The sequence below is a fragment of the Fictibacillus phosphorivorans genome (genome assembly GCF_023715845.1).
Taxonomy (GTDB): Bacteria; Bacillota; Bacilli; order Bacillales; family Fictibacillaceae; genus Fictibacillus; species Fictibacillus phosphorivorans_D.
Genome location: NZ_JAMBOR010000001.1, coordinates 16823 through 29951 on the forward strand (window position 1 = coordinate 16823; position 13129 = coordinate 29951).

The 13129-nt window shown below is 38.8% G+C and carries 11 protein-coding genes and 1 other annotated feature; of the genes, 10 read left to right on the top strand and 1 reads right to left on the bottom strand.

The window, feature by feature from the left end; genetic code table 11:
* Positions 1-30 precede the first annotated feature (30 nt).
* The 3 genes from M3206_RS00070 to ysxE are packed head-to-tail and all read left to right on the top strand — an operon-like array spanning position 31 to position 3499.
* Positions 31-1512, top strand: coding sequence for a LysM peptidoglycan-binding domain-containing protein (locus M3206_RS00070; protein WP_251310475.1), 1482 nt, complete (start codon positions 31-33; stop codon positions 1510-1512).
* Positions 1513-1526: 14 nt separating this feature from the next.
* Positions 1527-2438 (top strand): hypothetical protein, encoded by a 912-nt coding sequence (locus M3206_RS00075; protein ID WP_251310476.1) that lies wholly within the window; start codon positions 1527-1529, stop codon positions 2436-2438.
* Complete coding sequence (gene ysxE / locus M3206_RS00080) at positions 2435-3499, top strand: spore coat protein YsxE (RefSeq protein WP_251310477.1); 1065 nt, start codon at positions 2435-2437, stop codon at positions 3497-3499. Before M3206_RS00075 ends, ysxE begins: the two co-directional genes overlap by 4 nt.
* A gap of 50 nt (positions 3500-3549) precedes the next feature.
* Here ysxE and M3206_RS00085 read toward each other — a convergent pair whose 3' ends face one another.
* A complete protein-coding gene (locus M3206_RS00085; protein WP_251310478.1) occupies positions 3550-3744 on the bottom strand; it encodes a hypothetical protein in 195 nt (64 codons plus the stop codon).
* 163 nt (positions 3745-3907) lie between these two features.
* Positions 3908-4135, top strand: a binding site (T-box leader).
* Positions 4136-4284: 149 nt separating this feature from the next.
* On the opposite strand from M3206_RS00085, the gene M3206_RS00090 reads away from it, so the two are divergent.
* The 7 genes from M3206_RS00090 to radC all read left to right on the top strand — a co-directional run bounded on the left by M3206_RS00090 (position 4285) and on the right by radC (position 13100).
* On the top strand, positions 4285-6933 hold the full coding sequence (locus M3206_RS00090) for a valine--tRNA ligase (RefSeq protein ID WP_251310479.1): 2649 nt from the start codon (positions 4285-4287) through the stop codon (positions 6931-6933).
* Between the two features lie 79 nt (positions 6934-7012).
* Positions 7013-8308, top strand: a complete 1296-nt coding sequence (locus M3206_RS00095; protein ID WP_251310480.1) for a bifunctional folylpolyglutamate synthase/dihydrofolate synthase — start codon at positions 7013-7015, stop codon at positions 8306-8308.
* Positions 8309-8408: 100 nt separating this feature from the next.
* A complete protein-coding gene (locus M3206_RS00100) occupies positions 8409-9533 on the top strand; it encodes a GAF domain-containing protein (protein WP_251310481.1) in 1125 nt (374 codons plus the stop codon).
* Positions 9534-9547: 14 nt separating this feature from the next.
* On the top strand, positions 9548-10129 hold the full coding sequence (locus M3206_RS00105) for a GGDEF domain-containing protein (RefSeq protein WP_251310482.1): 582 nt from the start codon (positions 9548-9550) through the stop codon (positions 10127-10129).
* 171 nt (positions 10130-10300) lie between these two features.
* Entirely contained in the window at positions 10301-11293 is a 993-nt protein-coding gene (locus M3206_RS00110; RefSeq protein WP_251310483.1) for an SPOR domain-containing protein, read from the top strand.
* A gap of 510 nt (positions 11294-11803) precedes the next feature.
* Positions 11804-12385, top strand: a complete 582-nt coding sequence (locus tag M3206_RS00115; protein WP_251310484.1) for a Maf family protein — start codon at positions 11804-11806, stop codon at positions 12383-12385.
* A gap of 43 nt (positions 12386-12428) precedes the next feature.
* Positions 12429-13100: a RadC family protein gene (radC, locus tag M3206_RS00120; RefSeq protein WP_251310746.1), complete on the top strand. Its 672-nt coding sequence runs from the start codon at positions 12429-12431 to the stop codon at positions 13098-13100.
* The last annotated feature ends 29 nt before the right edge of the window (positions 13101-13129 follow it).

A 13129-nucleotide genomic window follows, 5' to 3' on the forward strand; every position in this document is an offset into this window, starting at 1 on the left:
ACTATATGCAATTGAAAGGAGGAGAAGGGCATGAGTCAATCGAAGCTGCGTTTCTCCATTGAGGAGTCTGTTTGGCTTAAGAAAGGACAGGAAGTAGCTGAAGTTTTGTCGATGTCACTTAATCCTGAAATAAACATCAGTGAGGAAGCCGGACAGGTTTATATCAAAGGAGCCCTTATTTTAAACGGAAAATATCGAGCAGAAAAACAGGAAGATACTGATGGAGCTTTAGAAGGAAATCCTTTATCCGAAGGTGTCTCTTATCGATCTCTTACACAGTTGAATGTTGCGGAAGACGGGGCTACAGAACTGGTTCATCGTTTTCCTGTTGACATTACAATTCCATCCTATCGTGTTGAAGATTCAAACCAGGTAAAAGTAGAAGTCGAGTCTTTCGAATATGAACTTCCGAACTCAACTTGTTTTGAACTTTCAGCATCGATGTGTATCTATGGAATAAAGGATGAAAAACAGCGTCAGGAAAGTCAAGCTTTTGAATTGCCTAAAGAAACAATACGTTCAGCTGTTGAAGAACGTTCTAATCAGAATGAAGAAAAATCTGAGATCTTTACTCCTTTTCAGTTTGAAGCCCGCCAGAGTGGTGGCATACCACCTTCTCAACCACAGCAAAACGAGTTTCAAGCAAGTTTTAGAGATGAAAACACAGAAGTGAGATCGGAGAAGAAAACAACTTTCGAGTTCAAACCGCATTTTGAAGAAGTTGACGATACAACGATGGATGCAACCTTTGATTCATTAAAGTCCATCGCATTCTCTAATGAAGATATGCGGGATTCTAACGAAGAGGAAGAAAGAGAAGAAGAGACTGAGGAGCACTACTTTGCGGAAAATGAAGAAGAGCAAGAAGAGCTCAATTATAATGAAAGCTACACAGAAGTGGAAGAAGAATACGTAAATTATGATCAGCCGTATAATGAAGAGCAGTATCAGGCTCAAAACACTTACAATCAGCAGAATCCTTATCAGTACCAGCCGTCCTATCAGCCGGAAAGACCATATGAGCATAATCCATACCAGCAACAGGCTTACTCAGCGCAAGAAAACAACTATCAAGCATATCAGGAACAACATTCTGGAAACCGTCCATATGATTCAGGGGAGTATGGAGAACAGATATATCATGATGAACCCGAACAAGAATATGATGATCAAAGCTATCAACATACAGACGATCATGATTACTCCGATGATTATCAAGCTGAAGCCAGCCACTATGAAGAACAGGAAGAACAACATGAAGAACAGGAAGAACAACATGAAGAGCGGGAAGAAACGAAGGATGAAAATGCTTTGTATTTAACGAAGATGCTGTCTGGAAAAGAAGAACGTTTTTCAAAAATGAAAATGTATATTCTCCAGCGCGGAGATTCTTTAGAACACATCTGTGAAAGATATGATATTTCCTTAAACACGTTGATGCGCATGAATCGCTTACAGCAGGGTGAAGTATCTGAAGGTCAAATTATCTATATTCCAGTAAGTTCACGCTAAAATGAGGTGCTGCCATGGGGCTCATTAACCTCTTAGAAAATGAATATGATTTATATGGGGTGAGATGGAAACAAGAGCCTCATATTATCATGACAGATTTTGGAGAGAAACGAGTAAGGTATTGGAAAGACGAAGAACTGCTAAAGTGGCATGTTAGATGGCGAGATGAGTCTTCAAAGGGCTCTTTCGCCGTTCCTGACAGAATGATTAGAACAAGAGATGGAGAAGATGCAGTGTTTGACGGCCGGCACTGGATTACGCTTCATGACTTTGCAGAGACACCGTTTGGTTGTGAAGAAGTAGAAAGATGGGGGCAGTTTATTGGTCAGCTGTTAACGGCCGCTGTACAAGGACAGTATGAGAAAGAGCTACCTGTCAAACAACATTCGTTTCATTTTAATGATTGTATGGAACTTGCTAAACAATTCGCAGACGGAACGTTCCAGATCGTCAATAAAAGTTTAGCTGAAGCGAAAAAGAGGATGATATTTGCTGAAGCGCTAAAAAAGAAAGTTCCAAAAGCTGCAGTTCCCGTTTTTGAAAAAGAAATAGGTATCGATAATGGAAAAAGAATCTTTCATTTTTTATTTTACCAAGGTGGTGATTCCCAACCGGTTCAAAGCTACCTGCCGATACGGAATTTTTTATTCGAATGGCTGGAACACAATTCACCTTTATCATTAAAGATGATTTTGACAGAGATCGATCGTATATTCCCGTTAAGTGGTGAACAAGGGCTGCTGCTATTAGCCGAAATCACAACACCGTGGGAACTGAATGATTGTCTACAAGGGCTAGACAACACCAGTCTAGAAAAACTAGTTGAAGGAATGAATAGGTACGAAGCCATTTGGGAGGCAAACCGGACTTTCTTAAAAACGATTACTGAATGGTTTGATGAAAACAGAAAGAAGGTGGCCCTATGACAACAGAAAAGGAGACACTAAATTACGGGCCCGTTCTATTTCATTATGATCTTTTTCCTGAAAAGATTGAACGTCATGGGAAAGTGAAGAAGGTCATAACGAAACGAGGAACTTTTGCACTTAAAGAAGCAGAGATGAGCGAAGATGAAAGAAACTGGTTCACACATGTTATTCAAAGGCTTTCAGAAATTGGTTTCCATCAGGTAGTTCCTTTATATCCAACCAAATTCGGTGACTATACCGTTCAGCTTGGGCCCAAAACCTACTATCTTATGCCTTGGTTCGCATCTGATGAGAGAAACGAAAGAGCAAAGGATGAAGTGCTGCTTGATCATCTAGGTAAGGTGCATGCTCTGACACTAAAAGAACAAGACTTTTCGAATGAAGTCGTTGAACATTCTTATCAATATTTAATGAACAGATGGGAAAACAGGCAGTTTGAAATGGAGAGATTTACAGAGGAAGCTGAACAGAAAACGTATATGTCTCCTTTTGAACTGACTTATCTAAGCCACTTTCATCAGATCATGAGAATGACTGAAGAAGCGAAAAGAAGATTAAGAGATTGGTACGATACGTGTCAGCGTGAAAAGCGATACAGAAGTGTACTATGCCATGGAAAAGTTTCAAGAAACCATTTGATATTCAACCCGAGCGGGGAAGGACATTTGCTTAACTTTGAAAAAGCAGTGCTGGACACACCGGTCAGAGATTTGGCCGTGTATTTTCGAAGAGCAGCACATCAGAGAGATTGGTCGATTGAAGAAGGAAAGGCATTATTGGATTTATATGAGAAGCATGTCCCTCTTTTAAATGAAGAACGAGGACTATTAATTAGTTATTTATCCTATCCAGAACCGGTATTTAATGCAGTAGATCTATACTGCAGCAAAAGAACCCAATATTCTCAAATCGAATTGGTGCACAGGCTTGAAAGCAGAATAAGAGCAATGAAAAAGATTCGTGATTTTTGTGATGCTATTATGATAGCTCCTCCTCCTTCTATGGACGAAAACGCACCAAAAAATATTCATATACATGATGAAGAAGATCACATATAGTTGACTATATGTGATCTTCTTGCTGGTTTTAGTCATTTTACCGAGATCTATTAAAAATACTCATGACCAATCCCAAAATGTAATACGAGGAGAATCAAGATAATGAAAAAATCAACGGCTGAAGGGAATAATAATGTCCGGATCAACTGAAAGACTATCAGTGGTAATGTAAATTGTCCAATTGCGTTCTTAACCGTTAGAAGCCAGCCAGGAAAGCGGGCTTTCCTAAAATATCTACGAGCCAAGAAGAAGCCCCCCCATCCCCCTTTTTAATAATTTATGCAAACTGGGTAAAGACGTGAAAGACGGGCTCACCAAAAAAATGTTATGCATAGAATAACTTTTACAAGTTAAGGTTATCCTATTGACTAAAATTAGAACTCTTGTATAAAATATAATCAGATTCTATATTGTGCGTAGACAGGGAATAGTACAAACGCAACACCTTTTAGAGAGAGGGTTCATCTGCTGAAAGAATCCTTAAGGCCAGTTGGTTGGAAGTCGCCCTTGAGCATCTTCTTTGAACGATAAAGTAGAAGAAGACGGTAGACCCGTTATCGATTAAGAGTACAGCATGTTTATTTAAACGTGCCGTAAATTAAGGTGGTACCGCGGAACAGTCCTTTCGTCCTTTAAGACGAAAGGGCTTTTTTGTTTTTAAAAAAGCTGTTTTCTTTAAACTTGTTGCTCTTGAAAGTGGTTGCTCCAATCAAACTGTCAATGAAAAGAATCAACAAAAATGAATCTTTTAAAAAGAGTCCTTAGAAATAAAAGGAGGAGAAATGATGACGAACGAACAGAAAGAACTGACGATGCCGACAAAGTACGATCCGAAGGCAACAGAAGAAAATCGTTATGATTTTTGGCTGAAAGGTAAATTTTTTGAAGCCAAAGGTGATAAAGAGAAAGAGCCGTATACAATTGTTATTCCCCCACCGAACGTAACAGGTAAGCTTCACCTTGGTCATGCTTGGGATACAGCACTTCAAGACATTCTTACTCGTACAAAACGCATGCAAGGTTATGATGTATTATGGTTGCCTGGTATGGATCACGCAGGTATTGCCACTCAAGCAAAGGTAGAAGGAAAACTTCGTGAAGAGGGAGTTTCTCGTTATGATCTTGGCCGTGAAAAGTTCCTTGAGAAGTCATGGGAATGGAAAGAGGAATATGCTCAATTTATCCGTCAGCAGTGGGCAAAACTTGGACTTGGATTAGATTACTCCCGTGAACGTTTTACACTAGACGAAGGTCTTTCAGAAGCGGTTAAAGAAGTATTCGTAACGCTTTATGAAAAAGGTCTGATCTATCGTGGAGAATACATCATCAACTGGGATCCTCAAACAAAAACAGCACTTTCTGATATAGAAGTTATTCATCAGGACGTTCAAGGTGCTTTCTATCATATGAAATATCCGCTTGCTGATGGCTCAGGACATATAGAAGTAGCGACAACTCGTCCTGAAACGATGCTTGGTGATACAGCGATCGCCGTACATCCAAAAGATGAACGCTATCAGCACCTGATCGGCAAGAAAGCGATCTTGCCTATTGTTGGACGTGAGATCGAAATCGTAGGCGATGATTACGTAGATATGGAATTTGGTTCAGGGGCAGTTAAAATTACGCCTGCTCATGATCCAAACGACTTTGAGATTGGAAACAGACATAACCTAGAACGTATCTTGGTAATGGATGAAGGCGGAAAGATGAACGAAAACGCCGGAAAATATCAAGGTCTCGATCGATTTGAGTGCCGAAAACAAATCGTAAAAGACCTTCAGGATCAAGGCGTTCTGTTTAAAATTGAAGAACATATGCATTCCGTTGGACACTCTGAAAGAAGCGGTGCTGTCGTAGAGCCATATCTATCTACACAATGGTTCGTAAAGATGAAACCGTTAGCTGAAGAAGCAATCAAGCTACAACAAAGCGAAAACAAAGTTAATTTCGTACCAGATCGTTTTGAAAATACGTATATGCGTTGGATCGAAAACATCCGTGACTGGTGTATTTCTCGCCAGCTATGGTGGGGACACCGTATTCCGGCATGGTTTCACAAAGAAACAGGTGAGATCTATGTTGGAAAAACAGAACCTAGTGACCCTGAAAATTGGGAGCAAGATACAGATGTTCTGGATACATGGTTCTCATCCGCTCTTTGGCCGTTTTCAACAATGGGTTGGCCGGAAGAAGAATCAGCAGATCTTCAACGTTACTTTCCAGGAAATGTATTAGTAACTGGATATGATATTATTTCATTCTGGGTATCAAGAATGATCTTCCAATCGCTGGAGTTCACAAACCAAAAGCCGTTTAACGATGTTTTAATCCATGGACTTGTTCGTGATTCAGAAGGTCGCAAAATGAGTAAGTCTCTCGGAAATGGTGTAGATCCGATGGATGTTATCGATAAGTATGGAGCAGATGCTCTCAGGTTCTTCTTAACGACAGGAAGTTCCCCTGGTAACGACCTTCGATTCTACTGGGAAAAGGTTGAATCTACTTGGAACTTTGCGAATAAAATTTGGAACGCTTCTCGTTTTGCCCTCATGAATATGGATGGTTTGCAATACGATAAGATTGATTTAACAGGCAAAAAGTCACTTGCTGACCAATGGATCTTGACGCGATTAAACGAAACAACCGAGGATATTACAAGACTCATCGATTCTTACGAGTTTGGAGAAGTGGGCCGCCTTCTTTATAACTTCATCTGGGATGATTTTTGCGATTGGTATATTGAGATGGCAAAACTTCCGTTGTATGGAGAAGATGAAGAAGCTAAGAAAACAACTCGTTCTGTTCTAGCTTATGTACTTGATCAGACGCTCCGTTTGCTTCATCCGTTCATGCCGTTCATTACAGAAGAGATCTGGCAGCATCTGCCGCATGAAGGTGAATCGATCACTGTAGCTGCTTGGCCGGTAAAACGCGATGATCTTCATTTCCCGGAAGCTGCAAAAGAATTTGCACTTGTGACAGAAGTGATTCGTTCTGTTCGTAATATTCGCTCAGAAATGAATGTTGCACCTAGCAAGCCGATCGAACTTCAGATCAAACCGAAAAATAAAGAGATCTTAAAAGCTCTAGATTCAAACCGCAGCTACCTAGTACGTTTTTGTAATCCTAGCGAGCTTCTGATCTCTGATGAAATCTCTGCACCAGAAAAAAGCATGAGTACGGTTTTAACAGGACTTGAAATGTACCTTCCTCTTGAAGGGCTATTGAATATTGAAGAAGAGATCAAACGTCTTGAAAAAGAAGCAGAAAAATACGCAAAAGAAGTAGAGCGTGTAAAGAAAAAATTAAGCAATGAAGGTTTTATGAAAAAAGCACCTGAGAAGGTTATTGCTGAAGAGCGTGCAAAAGAAAGTGATTATCAGGAAAAATATGATAATGTTCTCGCACGTATTAAAGAGCTTCAAAGCTAACAGCATTTTAGAATATGAGGCGGATCCTTTTTAAGTTGGGATTCGCCTTCTTTTTAGTTGATGAAGGGCGGGCTAACGATTGAATACTTACGAAGATGCACTAACTTGGATACATGGTTTATTAAAATTTGGTATAAAGCCAGGATTAAAGAGAGTGGAATGGCTGCTGAAAAGAACGGGGAATCCAGAAAGCAAAATCAAATGTATACATATTGCCGGAACAAACGGAAAAGGATCCACTGTCGAATACTTACGCAGTATTTTTAATGAAGCAGGCTATAATGTAGGGACTTTTACATCACCATACCTCATCACTTTTAACGAAAGAGTTTCCATTAATAAAGTACCCATTCGAGATCAGGAACTGTTGGAATACGTAAAGGTGATAAAACCGTTAGTAGATGAACTAACTGAAACATCATTGGGAAGTCCGACAGAGTTTGAAGTGATCACGGTTATATCCTTGCTATATTTTGCTGATAAACAGCCGGATATTGTTGTGTATGAAACTGGATTAGGTGGTTTATATGATTCTACAAATGTAATCACACCGATCTTAAGTTTAATATCAAATATTGGATATGATCATATGGGAATCTTAGGGGAAACAATCGAGGAAATTGCCTTTCAAAAAGCCGGGATCATTAAAAAAGAAGTTCCGGTAATCTCAGCTGTAGAACAGACTGAAGCCTTACAAGTCATTGAGAAAAAGGCTCAAACCATGAATTCAGAGTCTTTATCCCTTGGACGAGATTTTTCAGTTCATCACCATAGAAGTACGGACTGGGGAGAAGAGTTTGAATATACGGGACAAGAAAAATCAAACTTCATATCAGAAATCTCTATGAAAGGCTTTCATCAAGTAAAAAATGCAGGACTGGCGATTGCTGCAGTTGAATATTTGACGAAAAAAAATCTTTTCACAATAGATGACGAAAAAATAAAAATAGGTTTAATTCGTGCAAACTGGGCAGGAAGGTTTGAAAAAGTTTCTTCTTCACCCGATATAATTATAGATGGTGCACATAATCTTCAAGGGATAAAAGCTCTTAAACAAACTCTTGAACATCACTATAAAGATAGAAAGATTTATTTATTGTTCGCTGCTTTGCATGATAAAGCTTACCAAAACATGATGAAAGAGCTAGAAAATATTATTCATGAAGCTTATTTCACTACCTTTACATTTCCTAGAGCAGCATCTGCAGAACAGTTGCAAGCGGAGAGTCCTTTTGTAACATCATGTGCGATCTCGGATTGGAGTGAAGCTTTAGAAGTGATACGGAAAAAACTTCGAGATGAAGATGTTCTAATCATCACCGGCTCTCTTTACTTTATTTCTGAGGTTCGAAAAAGTTTTCAAAATATGGAATAACATTTATTGTAATTTTTTGACTTTTTGATAAAATAAATAGGTAAGATAATGGTACTAGTAAAAAAGATGGATATAGAGATGCAAAAGGAAGGGGTAAGCCATGGAATCTCAGATGAACAATATGAGAAAACGCAATTATTTAATAGCTGCATGGCTCGTTTTATTCCCAATAGCTTTATATACGGCGGTCCAAATGACGAACAACCAGCCTGATTTAAAGTTAGTCGACCTTGGCATCATTTCTCTATTAGCTGTTATCGTTTCAATGTTTCCGATTAAGGTTCTTAATGCGAATATCTCATTCATGTCGGGAATAAATTTAGCAGTCTTTTTATATTATGGCCTTACAGTAGCTTTATTGATAACGATATTATCATTACTGGCTATGTTTTTCTCCCTGAAAGTAAATGTAATCAAAGAGTATTACAGATATATGGCAAATACGCTTATGTTCTCATGGATCATCATTTGTGAAGCGATTGTTTTTTACTTTCTTGGCGGGGAAACAGGCGCATTTAACTTAAATGAATCGATCAACTTAGTCCCAGTTTTTGGATACGTCCTTACAGGGTTAATATTGAATCATGTTGGATTGTATTTTATTATCACTGTCCTTTATGAACAATCTAGCCGTTTTATTGATCGTGATGCGTTATGGGATCTCGTTTCAGAAGTTCTTGCTATACCAGTTGGACTTATGCTGTACGTATTATATTCTCAATTGGGACAGCCTGCTATTTTTTATGTAGGGCTACCGGTTATCTCACTTTCCTTCATCATTAAACTTTATCATTCGAGTGAACAGATCAATATTTCTTTACAAAAAGCGAGTGAAATTGGGCAGCAGCTTTCGGAACATTTAAAAGTGGATCCTATTTTAGATATTTTCATAGAGAAACTTATTGCCTTTATGACGGTTGATTTTGCCTTTATCTATGATGCAGATGCGGGTGAACATTTAAAAATCATTAGAAAATATGAAAGTGAAGAAGGCATCTTAAATTCAATTCCTATCAAAAAGCATGAAGCGATTAGCGGAAAAGTATGGTCTAGCGGGATGAGTATTAGGTATTGCAAGATCAAAGCCTGGAGAGAAATATCTGAAACTTTCTTTCAAGGGAAAGCAGAATCCGTTGTATCCGTTCCTATGATCCGGAACCAAAAGATCGTCGGGATTATACTTTCGCCTCTAAGAAAAAACATGCCTACCAAAAGCATCATCTGATTATTTTAGAGATTTTGGCAAACTATTTAGCGGTTGCAATTGATAATGCTAAAAACTATGAATCTACGAAATTAAAAAGTGAGCAATGTCCTTTAACCGGTCTTTTTAACTACAGGTACTTTGAAGATCTTCTGGCAACGATGTATAACAACTATGACTATTTCAGAAAAAAATTTTCTGTCATACTGCTAGATATCGATCATTTTAAAGCAGTAAATGATTCATACGGTCATCAAAGCGGTAATGAAGTCCTCATCATGCTTGCTCGAAGGCTTGAAGATTTTATAGGGGAACGGGGAACCGTAGCCCGATATGGCGGTGAGGAATTTATTATCCTCCTGCCTGAATCCGGTGGCAAAGAATGTTTGGAAATAGCTGAACAGCTTCGTTCTGAGATTTCGGCCAATGGATTTGAAATTCATAACGATCTAACCGATAAGTGTAAACAACATATTTACATAACAGCTAGTATTGGTATAGCTACCGCTCCTCATCAAGGGGAAGATCCTTTAACATTGATAAGAAATGCAGATCGAGCCATGTATACAGGTGCAAAACAACAAGGCAGAAACAAAGTAGCCGCTTATATCGGATAGTCCTAATAGACCTCAGGAAATTACCTGGGGTCTTTATTTACGCATAAAAAATTTCATTCTAAAGGATCTTTGGTTTACGCATACTCCTTTTTACCTTGAATCTGCTTTTTCAGTTCTATTAAATGTCCATTTGCATATGATTTACTAGATGCTAGAGAGGAGCGGATAGTCTTGAAACAAGAGATTTCAATATTAATAAACGGTAAACAACAGCATTATAATAAGAGTTCCTGTGAACCAGACCAAACGAGTAATGAGGTAGCAGCGACTATAGAAGTTCTTGATAAAGATGAATACACGGTACTTGCAGAGCCGGTAAAGAAAAGTGATATTGTTTTTAAAAGAAAGAAAATGAATATGTTCTCTAAAAAAAGGACGAGCTTTCTTGTTCCTCATAAAGGCAAATCTTTATCAAAGCAGATCTTAGCAGCTGTAATGGCGGCGGTAGTAACGGGTACTGTTTTAGGTATTATGGTTCTGATGGTATTTTCATCAGATATTACAGAAGCAGGAAATCTTAACTCTGAAGCGGTTCCTGTTCAGAAAGAAGGTTCTCCTTCTGGGAAGAAACTTGTCAAACTCCCTCCGATCCACTTAGAATTCTCAGCCTTGCAAGCTGGTGTATTCTCAACGAAAGAAAGAGCGGAAGACGTTGTGAAAGATATAGAAGACAAGGGTTACTCTGGTGTGATCGTTCCAGCGGGTGATGAAAAATCTGCCGTTATTGTAGGTATCGCGAATGAAAAGCATCAACTAGAAAGTTATCGTGAAAATTATCAAGATAAAATGGATAAACCAATCGTAAAAACATTGTCTTTCACATTCGAAGATCTAAAAACACCCAATAGCTTAGACGAGACCTATTTTACAAATGGCAAGATTCTTCTACAGAACGTACTAACGCTCTCCCAAATGCCCGGTGCGAAAGAATCGGGACTTGATCAAACGTTAAGTGATTTTAATAAGTGGAAACAGTACGGACAGAACCAAAAGAAGAATTGGAAGGACAATACAGCAAAAGCTGCTTCTGATTTTGAGAAACAGCTTGAAGGTGCTTTTTTAGCTCTGAAAGATACCAAGAAAGGAGAATTGAACTGGGGATTTCAGCAAAAGGCCATGGACAGTCTTCAATCCTATAAAAAGCTTTTAGAGACATTGAAATAGGAAGTTTGTTAGTAAATGGTATTTTCGTATCCATGCTTGCTTTGTTTGTAGTTGATTTTTGCTTCAGGTACTTGCTTTCCCGGTGAGACCTTTTGCTGCTCGCACCCTAAAAGGTCTCAACTGACCGCTCGTCCCATAGGACAAGGAAAGCTTCCACAGCGATTCATCGCAGGTAGAATGTGTTCTTTACATTTTCGAGAAGTCTCGGACCCTGCGCTTTTAATCAACATGCATGGAAGATAAAAACTTGCAAGCTTTAAAAGAGCAGAGACCCTTCCCCTGTCTCTGCTTTTTTTATATAGGTTTAGATATCGATTTTTTTTCAATCATGTGCTATTCGGGAAATTTGTCAAAAAACGTCTAAGAATGTTACCGTTTGCCCACATAAAAAAGTCGAAATCGCCGAAAAACTAATAGAAGTAAGTTTTTGGCGCTGTTTGTCTATTTTTTACAAGTTTGTTATTGTTAACTATAGATTTAACAACTACGAACGAATTGAAAGGTGATTACATGAAACACCTCATTTTAGCCTCTTCTTCACCTCGGAGAAATGAACTTCTGTCATTAACGCTTCTTCCGTTTGAAACATATCCAAGTACACTTGAAGAAAAAATGGATCCTAATCTAAATCCAAGTCAATTGGTTGAATCACTTGCAGAACAAAAGGCATCAGATGTTCTTTCATATAAACCAAACGATGTCATATTAGGTGCTGATACAATTGTGAGTTTTGGCAGCAAGCGGCTAGGAAAGCCTCAAGATGAAAAAGAAGCTGCTGAGACGCTAAGGATGCTGTCAGGACAAACGCATGATGTTTACACAGGTGTTTGTATAATGGATCAACAAAAGAAACGTATATTCTCGGTAAAGACAAGTGTCACGTTTTATTCGTTAAGCGAAGAAACGATCCACTGGTACATCAAGACCGGTGAACCTTTTGACAAAGCCGGAAGCTATGGTATTCAAGGGTACGGTTCTTTGCTCGTAGAGAAGATTCATGGTGATTATTTTAGTGTAGTAGGCTTACCGGTATCCAAAGTGGCAAGAACACTTAGTGATTTCGGATTTTCTTTCAACGGGTCAGTCATATAGACTGAAAAACGAGGGAGGAGCGTAAGTGGCCACCAAACCGCTTATGATTAAAGATTATCCTTTACAGGAAAGACCAAGGGAAAGGCTGCTGCAAGACGGACCTGATACCTTGTCCAACTATGAATTATTAGCCATTCTTTTACGAACAGGAACAAAACAGATGTCTGCCATACAGCTTTCGCATCATATCATCCAGCATTTTGAAGGGCTAAGACATTTAAAAGACGCAACGATTGGCGAGCTGAAAGAAATAAACGGCATCGGACCTGCCAAAGCAGTAGAACTTATGGCTGCTATTGAAATTGGGAAAAGGATCAGCCGTCTTCAATTTGAAGAAAGATACACCATCCGGTCCCCGGAAGACGGGGCAAGATATTTAATGGATGAACTGCGCTTTTTGCACCAAGAACACTTTGTTTGTCTGTACTTAAATACAAAAAATCAAGTTTTGAATAAGAAGACAGTCTTTATTGGCAGTCTGAACACTTCAATCGTACATCCGCGTGAAGTGTTCAAAGAAGGCTTGAAGAGATCTTGTGCTTCTATTATTTGTTTTCACAACCATCCGAGTGGTGACCCTGCTCCAAGTCGTGAAGATATAGAAGTTACAAAAAGGTTAGTAGAGTGTGGAAAAATGCTAGGAATTGAAGTGTTGGACCACATTATTATCGGTGATCAAAAATACGTAAGTTTAAAAGAAAAAGGATATGTTTAACATTGTCTTTTGCTTCTTTTATAGCGTAT

Bases quoted from the DNA above. Each gene is read 5' to 3' on its own strand.
- M3206_RS00070 (WP_251310475.1), top strand. From the start codon at position 31: ATGAGTCAATCGAAGCTGCGTTTCTCCATTGAGGAGTCTGTTTGGCTT.
- M3206_RS00075 (WP_251310476.1), top strand. From the start codon at position 1,527: ATGGGGCTCATTAACCTCTTAGAAAATGAATATGATTTATATGGGGTG.
- ysxE (WP_251310477.1), top strand. From the start codon at position 2,435: ATGACAACAGAAAAGGAGACACTAAATTACGGGCCCGTTCTATTTCAT.
- M3206_RS00090 (WP_251310479.1), top strand. From the start codon at position 4,285: ATGACGAACGAACAGAAAGAACTGACGATGCCGACAAAGTACGATCCG.
- M3206_RS00100 (WP_251310481.1), top strand. From the start codon at position 8,409: ATGGAATCTCAGATGAACAATATGAGAAAACGCAATTATTTAATAGCT.
- M3206_RS00115 (WP_251310484.1), top strand. From the start codon at position 11,804: ATGAAACACCTCATTTTAGCCTCTTCTTCACCTCGGAGAAATGAACTT.
- radC (WP_251310746.1), top strand. From the start codon at position 12,429: ATGATTAAAGATTATCCTTTACAGGAAAGACCAAGGGAAAGGCTGCTG.